The sequence below is a fragment of the Streptomyces mangrovi genome, assembly GCF_900114215.1.
Lineage (GTDB): Bacteria > Actinomycetota > Actinomycetes > Streptomycetales > Streptomycetaceae > Streptomyces > Streptomyces barkulensis.
The window spans coordinates 40,177-58,599 of the sequence record NZ_FOSG01000016.1 but is presented as its reverse complement, the minus strand read 5'-3'; the positions used below and the strand labels follow the sequence as shown (position 1 = coordinate 58,599).

The 18,423-nt window shown below is 72.4% G+C and carries 17 protein-coding genes; 13 read left to right on the top strand and 4 right to left on the bottom strand.

What is annotated here, in order from left to right; all coding sequences use genetic code 11:
• The first annotated feature begins 78 nt into the window (after nt 1-78).
• The 6 genes from BM237_RS20790 to BM237_RS20765 all read left to right on the top strand — a co-directional run bounded on the left by BM237_RS20790 (nt 79) and on the right by BM237_RS20765 (nt 4,221).
• Entirely contained in the window at nt 79-642 is a 564-nt protein-coding gene (locus tag BM237_RS20790) for a PaaI family thioesterase (RefSeq protein WP_425443726.1), read from the top strand.
• Entirely contained in the window at nt 639-1,199 is a 561-nt protein-coding gene (gene dut / locus BM237_RS20785) for a dUTP diphosphatase (RefSeq protein WP_237883939.1), read from the top strand. The genes BM237_RS20790 and dut overlap by 4 nt, the downstream gene beginning before the upstream one ends.
• A 1-nt stretch (nt 1,200) precedes the next feature.
• Complete coding sequence (locus BM237_RS20780; protein ID WP_093851232.1) at nt 1,201-1,989, top strand: DUF3710 domain-containing protein; 789 nt, start codon at nt 1,201-1,203, stop codon at nt 1,987-1,989.
• A 180-nt stretch (nt 1,990-2,169) separates the two neighbouring features.
• Nucleotides 2,170-2,880 carry an ABC transporter ATP-binding protein gene (locus BM237_RS20775; RefSeq protein WP_093851231.1) on the top strand — a complete coding sequence of 237 codons (711 nt, stop codon included), beginning with the start codon at nt 2,170-2,172 and terminating at the stop codon, nt 2,878-2,880.
• 147 nt (nt 2,881-3,027) lie between these two features.
• Complete coding sequence (locus BM237_RS20770; RefSeq protein WP_093851230.1) at nt 3,028-3,435, top strand: OB-fold nucleic acid binding domain-containing protein; 408 nt, start codon at nt 3,028-3,030, stop codon at nt 3,433-3,435.
• A 3-nt stretch (nt 3,436-3,438) separates the two neighbouring features.
• Entirely contained in the window at nt 3,439-4,221 is a 783-nt protein-coding gene (locus BM237_RS20765; protein ID WP_412719462.1) for a DUF3159 domain-containing protein, read from the top strand.
• A gap of 105 nt (nt 4,222-4,326) precedes the next feature.
• Here BM237_RS20765 and BM237_RS20760 read toward each other — a convergent pair whose 3' ends face one another.
• The 3 genes from BM237_RS20760 to BM237_RS20750 all read right to left on the bottom strand — a co-directional run bounded on the left by BM237_RS20760 (nt 4,327) and on the right by BM237_RS20750 (nt 7,931).
• Nucleotides 4,327-5,010: a potassium channel family protein gene (locus tag BM237_RS20760; protein WP_093851229.1), complete on the bottom strand. Its 684-nt coding sequence runs from the start codon at nt 5,008-5,010 to the stop codon at nt 4,327-4,329.
• Nucleotides 5,007-5,675 (bottom strand): potassium channel family protein, encoded by a 669-nt coding sequence (locus tag BM237_RS20755; protein ID WP_093851228.1) that lies wholly within the window; start codon nt 5,673-5,675, stop codon nt 5,007-5,009. The genes BM237_RS20760 and BM237_RS20755 overlap by 4 nt, the downstream gene beginning before the upstream one ends.
• 108 nt (nt 5,676-5,783) lie before the next feature.
• The gene (locus BM237_RS20750) at nt 5,784-7,931 is read right to left on the bottom strand and encodes an MMPL family transporter (RefSeq protein ID WP_093851227.1); all 2,148 of its coding nucleotides are present in this window, start codon (nt 7,929-7,931) and stop codon (nt 5,784-5,786) included.
• A gap of 95 nt (nt 7,932-8,026) precedes the next feature.
• Between BM237_RS20750 and BM237_RS20745 the strand changes: the two genes are divergently transcribed.
• Entirely contained in the window at nt 8,027-8,581 is a 555-nt protein-coding gene (locus BM237_RS20745; protein WP_425443723.1) for a MarR family winged helix-turn-helix transcriptional regulator, read from the top strand.
• Here BM237_RS20745 and BM237_RS20740 read toward each other — a convergent pair.
• A complete protein-coding gene (locus tag BM237_RS20740; RefSeq protein ID WP_245793864.1) occupies nt 8,478-10,202 on the bottom strand; it encodes an SDR family oxidoreductase in 1,725 nt (574 codons plus the stop codon). The two genes, BM237_RS20745 and BM237_RS20740, sit on opposite strands and share 104 nt — an antisense overlap.
• 140 nt (nt 10,203-10,342) lie before the next feature.
• Between BM237_RS20740 and BM237_RS20735 the strand changes: the two genes are divergently transcribed.
• From BM237_RS20735 to BM237_RS20710, 6 genes are all read left to right on the top strand, one after another.
• The gene (locus BM237_RS20735) at nt 10,343-12,400 is read left to right on the top strand and encodes an APC family permease (RefSeq protein ID WP_093851225.1); all 2,058 of its coding nucleotides are present in this window, start codon (nt 10,343-10,345) and stop codon (nt 12,398-12,400) included.
• Nucleotides 12,401-12,467: 67 nt separating this feature from the next.
• Nucleotides 12,468-13,847, top strand: coding sequence for a class I SAM-dependent RNA methyltransferase (locus BM237_RS20730; protein ID WP_093851224.1), 1,380 nt, complete (start codon nt 12,468-12,470; stop codon nt 13,845-13,847).
• Between the two features lie 466 nt (nt 13,848-14,313).
• The gene (locus tag BM237_RS20725; RefSeq protein WP_425443725.1) at nt 14,314-15,720 is read left to right on the top strand and encodes an AAA family ATPase; all 1,407 of its coding nucleotides are present in this window, start codon (nt 14,314-14,316) and stop codon (nt 15,718-15,720) included.
• 548 nt (nt 15,721-16,268) lie between these two features.
• Nucleotides 16,269-16,529: a ribbon-helix-helix domain-containing protein gene (locus BM237_RS20720; RefSeq protein WP_093851297.1), complete on the top strand. Its 261-nt coding sequence runs from the start codon at nt 16,269-16,271 to the stop codon at nt 16,527-16,529.
• A complete protein-coding gene (locus BM237_RS20715; RefSeq protein ID WP_093851223.1) occupies nt 16,526-16,969 on the top strand; it encodes a PIN domain-containing protein in 444 nt (147 codons plus the stop codon). Before BM237_RS20720 ends, BM237_RS20715 begins: the two co-directional genes overlap by 4 nt.
• Before the next feature lie 672 nt (nt 16,970-17,641).
• Nucleotides 17,642-18,316 (top strand): lytic polysaccharide monooxygenase auxiliary activity family 9 protein, encoded by a 675-nt coding sequence (locus tag BM237_RS20710; RefSeq protein WP_483883297.1) that lies wholly within the window; start codon nt 17,642-17,644, stop codon nt 18,314-18,316.
• Nucleotides 18,317-18,423 lie beyond the last annotated feature (107 nt).

Sequence of the window (18,423 nt, the reverse complement as noted above, 5' to 3'; positions counted from 1 at the left end):
TCCCCAGCTTGGCACGCCCGCGACCGGTTCACTGACCCGGCGGTAAGGTCAGCATCCGTGAGTGCCACCAAGACATCCCTGACCCCGCCGGACGACGCCGTTCCCCCGGTGCGCCACCCCGACGCCCCCGCCCCCGGAGAGCCGCTGGGAGCCCACTACGCGCAGTGTTTCGGCTGCGGCACCGAGCAGCCCCACGGGCTGCACATCGACGCCCGGGCGGGCGAGGGTGTCAGCGTCACCGCCGAGTTCACCGTCCGCCCCGAGCACCAGGGCGCCCCCGGCCTCGCCCACGGCGGACTGCTGGCCACCGCCATGGACGAGATCCTGGGCTCCCTGAACTGGCTGATGCACACCATCTCGGTCACCGGGCGCCTGGAGACCGACTTCCTCCAGCCCGTCCCCGTGGACTCCGTGCTGCACCTGACGGCGCGGGTGACCGCCCGTCACGGGCGCAAGATCTACTGCACCGCCACCGGACGCGTCGGCGGCCCCGACGGCCCCCTCGCCGTGCGCGCCGACGCCCTCTTCATCGAGGTCAAGGTCGAGCACTTCGTCGACCACGGCCGCAAGGACGAGATCGAGGCCGCGATGGCCGATCCCGACACCGTCCGCCGGGCCCGCGCCTTCGAGGTGAACCCGTGAGCGGCGCCGGTCTGCCCGGACGCGAGCCCGTCGAGGTGCTGATCCGCCGCCTCGACCCCGAGGTGCCGCTGCCCGCCTACGCCCACCCCGGCGACGCCGGCTGCGATCTGGTCACCACCGAGGCGGCCGAACTGGCCCCCGGCGAGAGGGCCGTTCTGCCCACGGGGGTTTCCATCGCACTGCCCGACGGGTACGCCGCCTTCGTGCATCCGCGCTCCGGTCTGGCGGCCCGCTGCGGGGTCTGCCTCGTGAATGCCCCCGGAACCGTGGATGCCGGGTACCGTGGGGAGATCAGGGTGATCGTGGCCAACCTGGACCCGCGCGAGAGCGTGCGGTTCGAGCGGTTCGACCGCATCGCCCAGCTCGTCGTCCAGCAAGTCGAGAAGGTGCGCTTCCACGAGGTGGAGGAACTGCCGGGATCGGCGCGAGCGGCGGGGGGCTTCGGCTCCACGGGCGGCCACGCCGCACAGGACGGCACCGCACAGGACCACGCTGCACAGCACAACCATTACGCTGCGGTCGCGGCCGACGAGGCTGCCGATCTGAAGGGACAGTGACGTGTTCGGACGTCGTCGCAAGAAGCAGGTAGAGCCCGAGGGCGCCTCGGACGAGTTCGAGACGGAACGATCCGACGAGGGCACCGACGCGTCGGACGGGTCCGCCGACGGCACCGGTGGCGAGCAGGCCCGGGTCAAGCTTCCCCCGGCCCCCCGGCCGGACGGCCCCTGGGACGTGAGCGAGCTGCACGCCCCGGCCGAGGGCCGGGTCGACCTGGGCGGCATGTTCGTGCCCGGAGTGCCGGGCATGGAGCTGCGGGTGGAGGTCGCCGGTGACGCCATCGTCGCCGCGACGATCGTGCTCAAGGACAGCGCCGTCCAGCTCCAGGCGTTCGCCGCCCCCAAGCGCGAGGGCATCTGGGACGAGGTGCGCGAGGAGATCGCCTCGGGCATCACCCAGAAGGGCGGGATCATCGACGAGGTCGAGGGACCCCTGGGCTGGGAGCTGCGCGCGCAGGTGCCGGTCAGGCTGCCCGACGGCAACAGCGGTATGCAGGTCGTGCGCTTCATCGGAGTGGACGGCCCCCGCTGGTTCCTGCGCGGTGTCATCTCCGGCCAGGGCGCGGTGCAGCCGCAGGCCGCCGGACTGCTGGAGCAGATCTTCCGCGACACGGTCGTGGTGCGCGGGGAATCCCCGATGGCGCCCCGCGACCCGATCGTCCTCAAGCTCCCCGACGACGCGCAGATGGTGCCCGACGGCGTCCAGCAGGAGCAGGCCCAGGAGGGCTCCCGCTTCGCCGGCGGCATCGACAAGCTCCAGCGCGGCCCGGAGATCACCGAGGTCCGCTGAGCGGGACGCGGTCCTCGGGACGTGAGGCGCGGGGCTCCGGCGGGGAGCCCCGCCGCACCGCCCGTGACGGGTGACGGCCGGCCGCGGTCGGCGGCGGGCTCCGGCGCCGGACGGGGTGAACCCCGGCCGATGCGGCGCTAGGCTCGGCACCGTCCGGAGCCGTCCGGAAGGGGAGGCCGTATGGGCGCCGTGGTCGACGTCGAGGACCTGCACCACTCCTACGGCCACGCACCCGCCGCGCCGCCCGTGCTGCGCGGCCTGTCGCTCACCGTCCGGCGCGGTGAGTTCGTCGCGGTCACCGGGCGCCCCGGCGCGGGCCGCACGACACTCCTGGGCCTCGTCGGCGGGCTCGACACCCCCGTCTCGGGCCGGATCACCGTCGACGGGGCGCGGCTGGACGGCATGGGGGAGCAGGAGCGGCTGAGGCTGCGCCGCGACCGTATCGGCATCGTCTTCCCCTCCCCGGGGCTGCTGCCGGTCCTCACCGTCGCCGAGAACGTCGGCGTTCCGCTGCGGCTGCGCAACATCCCCGCGCGCGAGCGCGACGAGCGGGTCTCCCGGCTGCTGGCCGAGGCCGGCCTCGCCGAACTGGCCGGGCTGCGGCCCGACGAGATCGACGGCGCCCGGCGCCAGCGCGTCGCCGTCGCCCGCGCGCTGGCCATCCGGCCGGCGCTGCTCGTCGCCGACGAACCCACCGCCCTGCTCGGCCCCGGCGACGCCGCCGGGGTGCTGGAGCTGCTGTACACCGCCGTCCGCGCCCGCGGCACCACCGCGCTGGTCGCCACCCGCGAGCCCTGGCTGCTGTCCCGCTGCGACCGCGTCCTGGAACTGCGCGACGGACGGCTGAGCGAGGCCGGCCCGGAACTCCGTCCACTGCCGGTCCGGCCCTGAACCGCGAGCCGTGAGCCCGGTGCGCGTCGCGGAGCGCCGGGTCCGCCGGGGGCTCGGAGGACGCCGGGGAAGGAGCCTTCGGTCACATCCGGTTCCGGGGCCCTCCGGGGCATTACGGGGGGTGACGGGCGCGGGTAGGCTGGCCGTATGAGTGGCGTTACCCGACTCGACAGGGGCGGCCGGCTGCGGCGCCTCCTCGGGCGTCTGGCCTCCTCCCAGGAGGATCTGCTCTCCGCCGAACTCCGGCAGGACACCGAGGAGAGCGGCTGCACCCGCATCTGCGACTGCGGCGACCGGCAGATCGTCACGGTCACCGGTACGCTGCGCACGGTGACGCAGCGCCCCAGGGCGGGCGTGCCCGCGCTGGAGGCGGAGCTGTTCGACGGGTCCGCCCCGCTGGACGTCGTCTGGCTCGGCCGCCGGTCCATCGCGGGCATAGAACCGGGCCGCAGGCTGATCGCCCACGGGCGGATCGCGATGAACCGCGGCCGCCCGGTGCTGTTCAACCCCAAGTACGAGCTGCGACCCATCGGACAGGACAGCGGACAGGAGTAGCGGGTGACCTCTCTCGACAAGCCGGCCGCCGGCGTGGACGGGCCCGGGGCCGAGGCCGGCGCGCCCGGTCCGACGGTCACGGACAAGGCGCTGATGGAGGCGTTCGGCGGAGTACGGGGCATGGTGGACACCACCGTGCCCGGACTGGTCTTCGTGCTGGTCTACACGATCAGGCGCGACATCCACCTCGCGGCCGTCGCCGCCCTGGGCCTGAGCGTCCTGCTCGCGCTGGCCCGCCTGGTGCAGCGCGAGACCCTCAAGCACGCCTTCAGCGGCGTCTTCGGGGTCGGGATCGGCGCGGTCTTCGCGATGATGTCGGGCGACGCCAAGAACTTCTACCTGCCGGGCATGCTCTACACCCTGGGGCTGGCGGTCGCGTACTGCCTCTCGGCGATGGTGCGCTTCCCGCTGATCGGGGTGCTGCTCGGGCCGCTGATGCGCGAGAACCTCTCCTGGCGCACCCGCAACCCCGGCCGCCTGACGGCCTACACCAAGGCGACCTGGGCCTGGGGCATCGTCCTGCTGGCCAAGTCGGCCATCCTCTTCCCGATCTACTTCTGGGGCGACGCCACCCAGCTCGGCTGGGTGAAGGTGGCGCTCGGCATCCCGCCGCTGCTGCTGTGCGTCTACCTGACCTACGTCTTCCTGGCCAAGGCCCCGCCGCCGATCGACGTGATCGCCGAGATGGAGGCCGCGGAGGCTGAGGAGGCCGCGGAGGCGGAGAGGAAGAAGGAGCGGGACAAGGAGCGCGAGCGCGTGGCGGGCGAGGCGCGGACGGACTCCTGAGCCCCCGGCCCCCTCACGGCCCCGCGGCGGCCGTACGGCACACGGCGAGGGCGGCGGCCCCGGCCGACAGGCCGGGGCCGCCGCCCTCGTCTGCGGAGCCCGCCGCTACCGGGAGTCGTCCTCCGGCTCCCGGCGCACCGACAGCAGTTCCTCCAACTGCTCCTCGCGGGACTGGGCGGCGACGAACAGCAGCTCGTCACCCGGCTCCAGGGAGTCCTCGGGGCCCGGGGTGAGGACCCTGCTGCCGCGGATTATCGTCACCAGCGCGGTGTCCTCGGGCCACCGCACCTCGCCCACCCGCGTGCCGGCCAGCGCCGACTCGGGGGGCAGGGTCAGCTCGACCAGGTTGGCGTCGCCCTGGCTGAAGCGCAGCAGCCGCACCAGATCGCCGACGCTGACGGCCTCCTCGACCAGCGCGGACATCAGCCGCGGGGTCGAGACGGCCACGTCGATGCCCCAGGACTCGTTGAACAGCCACTCGTTCTTGGGGTGGTTCACCCGCGCCACGACCCTCGGCACGGCGTACTCCGTCTTGGCCAGCAGGGAGACCACGAGGTTGACCTTGTCGTCGCCGGTCGCGGCGATCACGACGTTGCAGCGCTGGAGCGCGGCCTCGTCCAGCGAGGTGATCTCGCAGGCGTCGGCCAGCAGCCACTCGGCCTGTGGCACCTGCTCCACCGAGATGGCGCCGGGCGCCTTGTCGATCAGCAGCACCTCGTGGCCGTTCTCCAGCAGTTCCCCGGCGATGGAACGGCCCACCGCGCCGGCTCCGGCGATCGCGACCCTCATCGTGCCTCCCCCTCGGGGCCGCGCGAGAACGCGGCCTCCACGTCGCCGACCCGGTCGCAGCGCATCATCACGTGCACCAGATCGCCCTCCTGGATCACCGTGTCGGAGGTGGGCAGCATCGCCTCGCCCAGCCTGGTGATGAAGGCGACCCGGGTGCCCGTCTCCTGCTGGAGGCGGCTCACCCGGTGCCCGACCCAGGCGGAGGAGGCGTGCACCTCGGCGAGCTGGACGCCTCCGGTCGGGTCCAGCCACAGCGGCTCCGCCCCCGAGGGCAGGAGCCGCCGCAGCATCTGGTCGGCAGTCCAGCGGACCGTGGCGACGGTCGGGATCCCCAGCCGCTGGTAGACCTCGGCGCGGCGGGGGTCGTAGATACGGGCGGCCACGTTCTCCACGCCGAACATCTCGCGTGCCACGCGGGCGGCGATGATGTTGGAGTTGTCGCCGCTGCTGACGGCGGCGAACGCCCCGGCCTCCTCTATCCCCGCCTCGCGCAGGGTGTCGCGGTCGAAGCCGATCCCCTCCACCCGGCGTCCGCCGAAGGACGAGCCCAGGCGGCGGAAGGCCGCCTCGTCCCGGTCGATGATCGCAACCGTGTGACCCCGCTGCTCCAGGGTCCGGGCGAGCGCGGCGCCCACGCGCCCGCACCCCATGATGACGATGTGCATGAGGCCGCTACCCCGTGCCTTCCTGTGCCGTGACGACCCGGGCCCGCATGGTGCGTCGTCCTTCCCGCCCCGGCCGGGGCACCTGCGGATCCGTCCTGCGCCGTAACGCTACCCGGCATCCGGCGCGGGGCGCTCCTCCCGGTTCCCTCCGGGCCGTGTCCCCGTCTCCTCGCCGCGGCGGCTCAGCGCGCTGGGCCACCACACGGCCGGCCCGATGTCCCTGGCGAGGGCCGGGACGAGCAGGGAGCGCACGAGGACGGTGTCCATGAGCACACCGAAGGCGACGATGAAGGCGATCTGCACCAGGAAGGACAGCGGGATCACCACCAGTGCCGCGAAGGTGGCGGCCAGCACCACCCCGGCCGAGGTGATCACACCTCCGGTGGCGGTCAGGCCCTTGAGCACGCCCATCCGGTTGCCGTGCACCAGGGTCTCCTCGCGGACCCGGGTCATCAGGAAGATGTTGTAGTCCACCCCGAGGGCGACCAGGAACACGAATCCGTACAGCGGGATGGAGGGGTCGGTGCCGCTGTAGCCGAGGAGGTGCTCGAAGACCAGGGCGGCGATGCCCAGGGTGGCCAGGAAGTTCAGGGCCACGGTCGCCACCAGCAACACGGGCATCACCACCGACCGCAGCAGCCCGATCAGGATGACCAGGATGATCACCAGGACGACGGGGATGATCAGCGCGCGGTCCTCACGGGCGGTCTCACGGGTGTCGAGCTGCTGGGCGGTGTAGCCGCCGACCAGGGCGTCGGCGCCGTCCACGGCGTGCACCTGCTCCCGCAGCCGCTCGACGGTGTTCAGGGCCGCGTCGGAGTCGGCCCCGGCCGACAGGGTGGCCTGGACGCTCACCCGGCCGTCGACGACCAGCGGCTCGCCTCCGCCGGGGCGGCCCGAGGAGGTGACCGGGGCGGCCGAGACCACGCCCTCGGTGTCCTGCGCGGCGGCGGTGACCTCCCGCACCCGGTCGGCGTCCGCGATGATCACGGCGGGGTTGCCGGAACCGCCGGGGAAGTGCTCGTCGAGCCTTTCCTGGGCGGTGACGGACGGGGCCCCGCCGACGAAGATCTCCTTGGTCGGCACGCCGGTGGACGACAGGGCCGGGAAGAAGGCGGCGGCGATCGCCAGGCCCGCCAGCGACACCGCCCACACCCGGCGCGGGGAGCGGTCCACCAGGGCCGCCACCCGGCCCCACACTCCCCGGGCGGCGGACGGGTCGGACGGGTCCGCGGGCGGCTTGGGGCGGGCGGGCCAGTACGCGGACCGGCCGAGCACCGCCAGCACCGCGGGCAGGAAGGTCAGGGCGCTGAGCATCGCGCAGGCGATGCCGATGGCGCCGACCGGGCCCAGGGCCTGGTTGTTGCGCAGATCGCTCAGCAGCAGGGCCAGCAGGCCCAGGGCGACGGTGGAGCCGCTGGCGACGATGGCTCCCAGGGAGCGGCGCAGCGCGGTCCGCGCGGCGCCCAGGCGGTCGCCGCGGTGGGCGAGCTCCTCGCGGAAGCGGGCCGACAGCAGCAGCCCGTAGTCGGTGGCGGCGCCGATGACCAGGATGAACAGGATGCCCTGCACCTGGCCGTCCACCCGTACGACGTCCCGTTCGGCCAGGACGTAGACGATCGCGGTGGCCAGTGCGAGGGCGAAGACCGAGCCGAGGATGATCGCCAGTGGCAGCAGCAGACTGCGGTAGACCAGCAGCAGGATCAGCAGCACCACGCTGAGCGCCACGCCCAGCAGCAGTCCGTCGATCCCGGCGAACGCCTCGGACAGGTCGGCCTGGGTGGCGGCCGGGCCCGCGACGTACGCCTCGGCGCCCTCCACCTGGCCGGCGGTCTCCAGGACGGTGTCGACGACGTCGCCCAGCTTCTCGTCGAGGTCGGAGGAGAGCGGGAGGACGGCCTGCAGGGCCTCACCGTCCTGGGAGGGCTGCACGGGGGAGGGACGGCCGGCGACGCCGGGGGCCTGGGCCAGTTCGGTCAGCACCTGCTCGGCCTGCTGCCGCTGGCCGGCGTCGATGCCGCCCTCCTCGGCCTCCCAGACGACGATGGCGGGCACGGTCTCGGAGGTCTGGAAGTCCTCCTGCGCCTCGATCACCCTGGTCGACTCGGCGCTCTCGGGGAGGAAGGAGGCCTGGTCGTTGGTCGAGACCTCGCTGATCTTCCCGGCGTACGGGCCGAAGGCGCCGCCGACGGCCAGCCAGACGACGATCAGCGCGGCGGGCACCAGCCACCTGAGGACACGCGGTGTGGGTTTCATCGACTCCCCTGAACGAAGGACGTGGGCACCGCCTGCGCGGGCTTAAATCTTTTTCATTGAGAAACTTGACGATCAAGACTGTATATCGTGGGGGAGTGCACGACTCAGACGACCCCACCGGCAAACCGGCCGGCGAACCCGCCGGCGCCTCCACCGAGCCCCCCGCCGGCCCCGACGGTGGTCCGACCGGGCTCCAGGCGTTCGCCGTACTGCTGCGCCGCATGAACGGCGAGTTCAGCCGTATGGCGCACGACTTCGCCCAGTCCCACGGCCTGCACCCCACCGACGTCCAGGCCCTGGTGGAGATCCTGGACGGCGAGGGGGACGGGCCCGTCACCCCCGGGCTGCTGCGCGAACGCCTCCAGCTCACCTCGGGCGCGGTCACCGCCTGCCTGGACCGCCTGGAGCGCGCGGGCCACATCCGGCGCACCCGGGACTCGGCCGACCGCAGAATCGTCCACCTCCACTACGCCCCCCGGGGCCGGGAGGTGGCCCGCGAGTACTTCCGTCCCCTCGCGCGTGCCACCGACACCGTGCGGCAGCGCTTCAGCGACGCGGAACTCCGCGCCGTCGTGCGCTTCCTGGCAGCCATGAACGAGGAGCTGGCCGCGCTGCGCCACCACCCGGACGGGGGCCCGCCCCAGAGGTAGCCCCACGCCGCCGCCCGACGCCCGCGGCCCCCGCCTCGGCCGCCGAGGCGATGTTGCGCGCCATCCCGCCGAATACCACCGCGTGGAACGGCGAAACACCCCACCAGTACGCCTGGCCCAGCAGACCGTGCGGGTGGAACAGCGCCCGCTGCCGGTAGACGGTCTCCCCGTCCGGTCCCCGGTCCGCCCGCAGCTCCAGCCAGGCCAGCCCCGGCAGCCGCATCTCCGCCCGCAGCCGCAGCAGCCGCCCCGGCTCGATCTCCTCCACCCGCCAGAAGTCCAGCGAGTCGCCCGCCCGCAGCCGCTCGGCGTCCCGCCGCCCCCGCTGCAGCCCGATCCCGCCCACCAGCCGGTCCAGCCGGCCGCGCACCGCCCAGGCCAGCGGCGCGGAGTACCAGCCGTTCTCACCGCCGATGCCCTCGATCACCCGCCACAGCGCCTGCGGCGAGGCGGCCACGGTGCGCTCGCGCTCGTCGGTGTAGAGGCTGCCGCCCGCCCAGTTCGGGTCGGTGGGCAGCGGATCACTGGGCGCGCCGGGGACGGACGCCGAGGACCACCGGGTGGCCACCTCCGCGTTCTTGATCCGCTTCAGCGCCATCCGCAGCGCCCGGTCCAGGCTCAGCAGACCGCCGGGCGGGTCGGGGACGTAGCGGGCGATGTCGTGCTCGGCGCAGACCACCTCGTGCCGCAGCGACTCCGCCAGCGGCCGGGCCAGCGCGCGCGGGACGGGGGTGATCAGGCCGATCCAGTGGCTGGACAGGGTGGGGGAGAGCACCGGCACCGGGACGATGACCCGCCTGGGCAGCCCGGCCGTCGCGGCGTAGCGCTGCATCATGTCGTGGTAGGTGAGGATCTCCGGGCCGCCGATGTCGAAGGTCCGGTTCACCTCGGGCGGCAGCGACGCGCAGCCGGCCAGGTAGCGCAGCGCGTCGCGCACCGCGATCGGCTGGAGCCGGGTGCGCACCCAGCTCGGGGTGATCATCAGCGGCAGCCGCTCGGTCAGATAGCGCAGCATCTCGAACGAGGCCGAACCCGAACCGATGATCACCGCCGCCCGCAGCACGGCCGTCGGCACGCCGGAGGCCAGCAGCAGCCGCCCCACCTCGGCGCGGGAGCGCAAGTGCGGGGAGAGCTCCTCCTCCGGCACCCCGGACGGGGTCAGCCCGCCCAGGTAGACGATCCGGCCCACCCCGGCCGCCCGCGCCTGCTCGCCGAAGATCCGCGCGGCCTCGCGGTCGGTGGCCTCGAAGCGGGAGCCGCCGCCCATGGAGTGCACCAGGTAGTAGGCGACGTCCATGCCCTCCATCGCCGCGCGCACCGACGCGGCGTCGGTGACGTCCCCGCGCACCACCTCCGCCCGCCCCGCCCAGGGGTAGTCGCGCAGCTTGGCCGGGGTGCGGGCCAGACAGCGCACGGTGTGCCCGGCCGCCAGCAGCTCGGGCACCAGCCGGCCGCCGATGTAGCCGGTGGCCCCGGTGACCAGGCAGCGCAGCGGCCGGCCCGCAGGCCCTCCCCCCTCCCCGCCCGCGCTCCCGTTCCCGCCGTTCCCTCCGATACCGCCGGTGCGGTCCGTACCGTCGCCGTCGCCGCCGTCCATGTGCCGGCCCGTCCTCTCCGCCATACGGCCATGCTTGGCCCCGCCCCCGCCTCCCGCAACTCGCGGGAGCGGGCGCCGGTGGCGCGCCCTCCCGCCGTGACCTGCCGCACTCCGGCCCGGCGGCGGTTGGGTGGGCCGGGGAGGTGAGGCTTACGATCCTGTGCGTGTCCAAGCTGACCGACGTGTCCAAACGGATCCTGATCGGCAGTGCGCTGCGCAGCGACCGCCTCACCCAGACGCTCCTGCCCAAACGCATCGCCCTCCCGGTCTTCGCCTCCGACCCCCTGTCGTCGGTCGCGTACGCCCCGGGCGAGGTCCTGATGGTGCTCTCCATCGCGGGGTTCTCCGCCTACCGCTTCGGGCCGTGGATCACCCTCGCCGTCGTCGTGCTCCTGTTCGTGGTGGTGGCGTCGTACCGGCAGAACGTCCGCGCCTACCCCTCCGGCGGCGGCGACTACGAGGTGGCCACCGCCAACCTCGGTCCCCGCGCCGGGCTCACCGTCGCCGGCGCCCTGCTGGTGGACTACGTCCTGACGGTGGCGGTGTCGGTCGCCGCCGGGGTGGAGAACCTCGCCTCGGCCATCCCGTTCGTCTCCGAGAACAAGACCGGTACGGCGGTGGCGGTCATCGCGCTGCTGGCCGTGCTGAACCTGCGCGGCGTACGCGAGTCCGGCACGATATTCGCCGCCCCCACCTACCTCTTCGTCGCCTGCGTACTGGGCACCATCGTCTGGGGGGCCTTCCGCGGCCTGGTCCTGGGCGACGAGATGTCGGCCCCCAGCGCCGGATACGAGGTCGGCGCCGAGACCGCGGAACTGACCGGCTTCGCCCTGCTCTTCCTGCTCCTGCGGGCCTTCTCCTCCGGCTGCGCCGCCCTCACCGGCGTCGGCGCCATCAGCAACGGCGTCCCCGCATTCCGCCGCCCCAAGAGCCGCAACGCCGCCACCACCCTGGCGCTGATGGGCGCGCTGGCCGCCACCATGTTCGGCGGCATCATCGCCCTGGCCCTGGCCACCGGCGTGAAGATGTCCGAGACACCCGCCACCGACATCCTCATCGACGGCCGCCCCGCCGGCCCCGACTACCACCAGGACCCGGTCATCGCCCAGGTCTCCGCGGCCGTCTTCGGCAACGGCTCGCTCCCCTTCCTCCTGGTCGCCGCGGCCACCGCGCTCATCCTCTTCCTGGCCGCCAACACCGCCTACAACGGCTTCCCCGTCCTCGGCTCGATCCTCGCCCAGGACCGCTACCTGCCCCGCCAGCTGCACACCCGCGGCGACCGGCTGGCCTTCTCCAACGGCATCGTGCTGCTGGCCGTCTTCGCGGGCGTGCTCGTCTACGCCTACGACGCCGACTCCACCCGGCTGATCCAGCTCTACATCGTCGGGGTCTTCGTCTCCTTCACCTTCAGCCAGACCGGCATGGTCCGGCACTGGAACCGCCGCCTCGCCCAGGAGACCGACTCCGCCGCCCGCCGCCGGATGATGCGCTCCCGCGCCATCAACTCCTTCGGTGCCTTCTTCACCGGCCTGGTCCTGGTAGTGGTGCTGGTCACCAAGTTCAGCCACGGCGCCTGGGTCGCCCTCATCGGCATGGCGCTCTTCTACGCGATGATGACCGCCATCCGCCGCCACTACGACCGGGTCGCCGAGGAACTGGCGCTGCCGGCCGAGGCCGGGCGGGAGGAGATGGCCAGGCCCTCGCGGGTGCACTCCATCGTCCTGGTCTCCAAGGTCCACCGGCCCACCCTGCGGGCGCTGGCGTACGCCAAGATGATGCGCTCCGACGTCCTGGAGGCCCTCAGCGTCAACGTCGACCCCGAGGAGACCCGCGCCCTGTTCGAGGAGTGGAGCCGGCGCGGCCTCGACATCCCGCTGAAGACCCTGGACTCCCCCTACCGCGAGGTCACCCGGCCGGTCGTGGAGTACGTCAAGGACCTGCGCCGCAGCAGCCCGCGCGCCGTGGTCAGCGTCTACATCCCCGAGTACGTCGTCGGCCACTGGTACGAGCAGCTCCTGCACAACCAGAGCGCCCTTCGCCTCAAGGGCCGCCTGCTGTTCACCCCCGGCGTGATGGTCACCTCCGTTCCCTACCAGCTGGAGTCCTCCGAGCGCGCCCGGCTGAGGGCGCGCAGGCGCTCCGAGTGGAGCGCGCCCGGCGCGGTGCGCCGCGGCCCCGCCGGGCCCGCGGTCCGGGGGGAGGGCGACGGGCGGGAGGAGTGACCCGGACGGACCGGTAGGCTGGAGGACTGCCGTCCATGCGCCCCGCCGTCCGTTGGAGCCGCTCCCCATGCCCCCCGCAACACCCCCCGCCGCGTCCCCCGAAACCGCACCGTCGCTGGTGGGCCGGGAGTACGAGGTCGAGATCGGTCCCGTCGCGCACGGCGGCCACTGCATCGCCCGCACCGAGGAGGGGCGGGTGCTGTTCGTGCGCCACGCCCTGCCCGGCGAGCGGGTCGTCGTGAAGGTGACCGAGGGCCGGGAGGACTCCCGCTTCCTGCGCGCCGACGCCGTCGGGATCCTGGAGCCCTCCAAGGACCGCGTCGAGGCCCCCTGCCCGTTCGCCGGTCCGGGCCTGTGCGGCGGCTGCGACTGGCAGCACGCCGCTCCCGGAGCCCAGCGGCGGCTGAAGGCCTCCGTCGTCGCCGAGCAGCTGACGCGGCTGGCGGGGCTCACGGCCGAGGACGCCGGCTGGGACGGCACCGTCGAGCCCGCCCCCGGCGACAAGGTGCCCAAGGGCGAGGTCCCGGCCTGGCGCACCCGCGTCCACTACAGCGTGGACGACGAGGGCCGCGCCGGGCTGCTGCGCCACCGCTCCCACGAGGTGCAGCCCATCGACCGCTGCCTGATCGCCGCGCCGGGAGTGAGCGAACTGGGCGTCGAGAAGCGCCGGTGGCCGCAGATCGCCACCGTCGACGCGACCGCCGCCACCGGCTCCGGCGACCGCCAGGTCCAGCTCACCCCCCGCCCCGGCGGACGCCTGCCCCTGGTGGAGCTGGACCGGCCGGTGTCGGTACTGCGGGGCGAGGAGCCCCGGGGGCGCGGCGCGGAGCGCGGCGGCGAGCGGGCCGTGCACCGGGTGCACGGCCGCCCCTTCGTCCGCGAGCGCGCCGCCGGGCGCACCTGGAGGATCAGCGCGGGCGGCTTCTGGCAGGTCCACCCCAAGGCCGCCGAACTGCTGGTCGAGACCGTGATGACCGGCCTGACCCCGCGCAAGGGCGAGATGGCCCTCGACCTGTACTGCGGCGCCGGGCTGTTCGCGGGCGCCCTGGCCGAGCGTGTCGGGGACAAGGGCGCGGTGCTCGGCATCGAGTCCTCCAAGCGGGCGGTGGAGGACGCCCGCCACAACCTCGCCGACCTCGACCGCGTCCGCGTCGAGCGCGGCAGCGTCGAGCAGGTCCTGCCGCGCACCGGCATCACCGAGGCCGACATCGTCGTCCTCGACCCGCCCCGCTCCGGCGCCGGGCGCAAGACGGTGCGGCAGGTGGCCTCCCTCGGCCCGCGCCGGATCGCCTACGTCGCCTGCGACCCGGCCGCCCTCGCCCGCGACCTGGCCTACTTCCGCGAGGAGGGCTACGTCCCGCACTTCCTGCGGGCCTTCGACCTGTTCCCGATGACCCACCACGTGGAGTGCGTGGCCATCCTCAAGCCCGCGCCGAAGCGCTCCTGACCCGCGGCTTCACCGAGCCGGGCACCAGTTCGCCCTGTTTCCGGCCATGCACCGGGTGGAACGGCCGCTCCACCCAAGGAAGCGGCCTGACCTGCGGTTCCGCAGCGAAGCAGCCCTCGTCCCCACTGCGGTGCGAGGGCCTCGCCCGGAATCCTGACGTTCGTATGACGCCCGGTTCCCCACGGCAGGACCGGCGGAAGCGGCGTGCCGTGATGTGCGCGGCGGCCTTGCCGGAGTCGCCGGGACGGCTCCGCGACACTCGTTGCCCACGTTCCTCCCCGTCGATCTCGACCAAGCGGGGATGTACGGAATGCGTCTAAGTATACTTAGACGCATTCCGTCGTAGTGGGGCAGGATGATGGAGGTTCCGGTGGGCGAGGCCGTGCTGACCAAACCAGCGGACGTGGTCGACCGCGACCGTGAGTGGAACCTGCTCACCGAGTTCGTCACGGACCCGGACCCGGCGATGCGTCTGGGGATCGTGTCGGGACGCAGGAGGTACGGGAAGTCGTACCTTCTGCAGGCTCTGTCGGAGCGGATCGGTGGCCTGTACATCACGGCGGTGCGGGAGGAGGGACGGCTGCCGGCGATACAGCGGTTCAGCGACGCGATCGCGGTCCACGCCGGACTGCGCCCGGGCACGCTGCGACTGACCGACTGGCGCGACGTCCTGGCCAACGCCCTGGACGTCACCGTGCGCTCGAAAACGCCGCTGTTGGTGATCGACGAGTTGCCGTACCTCCTCCAGCACTCTCCCGAGATCCCGGGCGTGCTCCAGCAGCTCTACGACGAGCGGCAGCGCGGCACCGGAGCCGGTCCCGGACCACGGGTGATCCTCTGCGGGTCGGCGATGAGCGTGATGCACGAACTGCTGTCGGGGACGAAGCCGTTGCGAGGCCGCGCGGTGGTCGACCTGAGGCTGGGCGCCTTCGACTATCGGGCGGCAGGGAAGTTCTGGCAGATCGACGACCCGCTGACCGCCCTGCAGGTCCACTCGGTTCTCGGCGGGGCCCCCGGCTACCGGCCGGTAGCCGCCCGTCCGCACCCGAACGACGGCTTCGCCGCCTGGCTCTCCCGGACGCTTCTGGACCCCGGGCGAGCCGTGTACTCACGCACGGAGACCGAGTACCTGCTGCGCGAGGACCCGCGCATCACCCATCACACCCTGTACTACGACATCCTCACCGCCATCGCACAGGGCGCCACCACGCCCACCAAAATCGGCGCGGCCCTGGAACGGCGGCGCAACGCCGTCACCCACCCGCTCGATGTCCTCGAGTCCACCGGTTACATCCAGCGCGAGCAGGACATCCTCCGCCCCCGCCACCCGGTGATCACCCTGGCCGACCCGGTGATCCGCTTCAACCAGCTGGTCACACTGCCGCAGGCGGCCACCGTCGAGCAGGGTTTCGCCGAACAGGCGTGGCAGGCAGCCGCCCCCACCTTCAACTCCAAGATCCTCGGCCCGCACTTCGAGGACCTCGCCCGCACCTTCACCCGCCGCTACGCCCACACCCTGCTCCCCGGCGGTCTGCCCGGTCCGGTCGGTACCACCGAGGTCGCCGACCCGGCGGCCCGCACCAAGCACGAGGTCGACGTCATCGCCCTCGCCCTGGGCGAGCGTCCGCAGGCGCCGCGCGCTCGGATCGCCCTGATCGGCGAGGCCAAGGCCACCGCCGCCCGCCGCGGAACCGGCGATCTGCAACGCCTGGAGCACATCCGCGGCCTGCTCACCGAGCAGGGCTACGACACGAAGAGCGCCACGCTGGCCCTGTTCTCCCTCCACGGTTTCCATCCGGACCTCCTCGAGTCCGCGGCCGACCGCGACGATCTGCTCCTCATCGACCTGGCGGCTCTTTACGGGCTTGAGTAGTCCGGCTCTTACGGGGCGCCAGTGGAGCACAGGTGAATGCGCGGTTGTTGGAGATACGGACCCAGGCCGTCTGTGAAGATGCGGTGCCGCTGTCCGAAGCGGGAACACGGCCGCGTCGGGCTGTCCCGGGCTCTCCGTGACGGCTCGCGCGGCCCTGCGCGCAGCCCGGGCTCGTGGATCGTCACGATGTGCTGCTCGGTCAGGGTGCCGCAGGCTAGTTCTGGTGTGGACCACAGTCCGGTTGCTGTCGAGACCCTTGGGAGCCGCACTCACCAGATGATGTGGCGACCTGCACATCCGGGCACATTGGCGAATGGCGGCTATGGAGTTCGGTCGACCCTCTCGGCCTCCTCGTCGACCGGCTTGAACACGCAATGGCCCGCGCACTGCGGGGGCGGCTGAGCAGTGCACCGGCGCACCCGCTCTCCGGGCCCCAGGTCCTTGGCCCGCCGGAGCAGGTGACGGCGCCGTCCGTGACGGTCGCGCCGTACACAGGCGCCGATCGCGGAATGTATACACCACTGTGGTACATGTGCTATTCGTGGTACATGTCTATGAAGCGAACCAACGTCTACGCCGACCCGGAAGACCTCGCGATCATCAAGGAAGCCGCGAAGCGGCGCGGCATCAGCGAGGCCGAGATCATCCGTCAGGGCATCCATCTCGCGGCCATGGCCAACCGTGTCTGGGACGAGCCTCTCTTCTCCCGCACCTTCCGGGGGGCAGGCCGTACTCCCGGCAAGAGTGAAGTGCGTGACACCGTCGCCGACGCCGTGAGTCGCGAGACCGAGCCGGGGACCGCCGCGTGATCATCGTCATCGCGGACACCTCCGGGCTCCTCGCGGCGCTCGACTCCGCCCATCCCGAGCACCACGCGTCGAACGAGGCGATCATGGCCGCCGGGCTCCTGGTGATGTCCCCGCTGCTGCTCGCGGAGATCGACCATGTCGCCACGCGCGAGCTCGGCCGTGAAGCGGCGCTCAGCGCGGTCGACGACATCCGGCACTGGATGCGCCGGGGCCGTATCGCTCTGCCCGAGATCACGGAAGACCATCTGGATGTCGCCCAGTCGGTGCGTGCCCGGTATCGCGACCTGGACCTGGATCTCGCGGATGCGGTGAACGTGGCCCTCGCCGCCGAGTACGACACCGACGCCGTCCTCACGCTCGACCGTCGCGATTTCCGGGCTGTGCGTCCGCTGGGCCGGTACAAGGTGTTCCGGGTCCTGCCCGACGACCTTCCGATCTGACGCCGGAGGGTGCCCGGCCGTGTCGTCGATCCCGTGGGCCATGACGCCCGTCTGGCGCTCACGGTGCCCATGGACTCCCGAGAGAGCGGGAAAACCTCTCTGGCCTGCGGTTTCCTGGGAGCGATTCCGGCCGACGCCTTTTCGATGACCCACCACGTGGAGTGCGTCGCCATCCTCAAGCCCGCGCCGAAGCGCTCCTGACCCGCGGCTTCACCGAGCCGGGCACCACGTTCGACCTGTTTCCGGCCATGCACCGGGTGGAATGGTCGCTCCGCCCGCGAAAGCGGCCTGACCTGCGGTTTCGGACGAAGTACCCCTCGTGTCCACTGCGGTGCGAGGGCCTCGCCCGGAAACCTGACGCACTGCAACGCCTGGAGCGCATTCGCGGCCTGCCCACCGGTCAGGGCTACGACACCACCGGCGCCACGCCGACCCTGTTCCCCCTGCGCGGCTCCTGCCCGGACCTGATCGAGTCTGCGGCCGGCCGTGACGATCTGCTCCTCATCGGCCTGGCGGATCTTTACGGGCTTGGGCAGCCCGGCTCTCGGAAGATTCCCTGCTCGCTGCCCGTCCCTGTAATCAACTCCGTTTGTTTCATTGACATTTCACTCAGAATCCGTACTGTTGGGAGCGCTCCCATGGTGCATCGCAACTGGAAGGAGTTCCCCCCACATGCGTAAACAGAGCTCGTTAACCGGACGTTCCCGGTCGGCCCTCCGCCGGCCTCTCCAGGCGCTCGTCATGCTGTTCGCCCTGGTCGCCGGCGCACTGACCTGGTCGGCCCCCGCCCAGGCTCACGGCAGCATCGTCGACCCCGCCTCCCGTGCGTACCAGTGCTGGAAGACGTGGGGCAGCAACCACACGAACCCGGCCATGCAGACCGAAGACCCCATGTGTTACCAGGCGTTCCAGGCCAACCCCGACACCATGTGGAACTGGATGAGCGCCCTCCGCGACGGCCTCGGCGGTCAGTTCCAGGCGCGGACCCCCGACGGGACGCTCTGCAGCAACAACCTCTCGAGGAACGCCAGCCTGAACAGGCCCGGGGCGTGGAAGACGACCAACGTCAGCAACAACTTCACGGTCCGGCTGCACGACCAGGCATCCCACGGTGCCGACTACTTCAAGGTCTACGTGAGCAAGCAGGGCTTCAACCCCAAGACCCAGACCCTGGGCTGGGGCAACCTCGACTTCATCACGCAGACCGGCCGCTTCGCCCCTGCGCAGGACATCACGTTCAACGTCAACACCTCCGGCTACAGCGGACACCACATCCTGTTCGTGATCTGGCAGGCCTCGCACCTCGACCAGGCCTACATGTGGTGCAGCGACGTGAACTTCGGCTGAGCCGGAGAGCGCCGCACACGGCACCCACCTCGGCCGGGTGCCGGTAACCCGCAGCCCGGCCGACCGAGCCCCGTCGGGGCAGGGGACCCTTCTGGTCACCCTGCCCC

Coding starts and splice junctions, on each gene's coding strand:
- BM237_RS20725 (WP_425443725.1), top strand. CDS start 14,314: ATGCGTCTGGGGATCGTGTCGGGACGCAGGAGGTACGGGAAGTCGTAC.
- BM237_RS20775 (WP_093851231.1), top strand. CDS start 2,170: ATGGGCGCCGTGGTCGACGTCGAGGACCTGCACCACTCCTACGGCCAC.
- BM237_RS20770 (WP_093851230.1), top strand. CDS start 3,028: ATGAGTGGCGTTACCCGACTCGACAGGGGCGGCCGGCTGCGGCGCCTC.
- BM237_RS20720 (WP_093851297.1), top strand. CDS start 16,269: ATGTCTATGAAGCGAACCAACGTCTACGCCGACCCGGAAGACCTCGCG.
- BM237_RS20750 (WP_093851227.1), bottom strand. CDS start 7,931: ATGAAACCCACACCGCGTGTCCTCAGGTGGCTGGTGCCCGCCGCGCTG.
- BM237_RS20740 (WP_245793864.1), bottom strand. CDS start 10,202: ATGGCGGAGAGGACGGGCCGGCACATGGACGGCGGCGACGGCGACGGT.
- BM237_RS20760 (WP_093851229.1), bottom strand. CDS start 5,010: ATGAGGGTCGCGATCGCCGGAGCCGGCGCGGTGGGCCGTTCCATCGCC.
- BM237_RS20730 (WP_093851224.1), top strand. CDS start 12,468: ATGCCCCCCGCAACACCCCCCGCCGCGTCCCCCGAAACCGCACCGTCG.
- BM237_RS20710 (WP_483883297.1), top strand. CDS start 17,642: ATGCGTAAACAGAGCTCGTTAACCGGACGTTCCCGGTCGGCCCTCCGC.
- BM237_RS20755 (WP_093851228.1), bottom strand. CDS start 5,675: ATGCACATCGTCATCATGGGGTGCGGGCGCGTGGGCGCCGCGCTCGCC.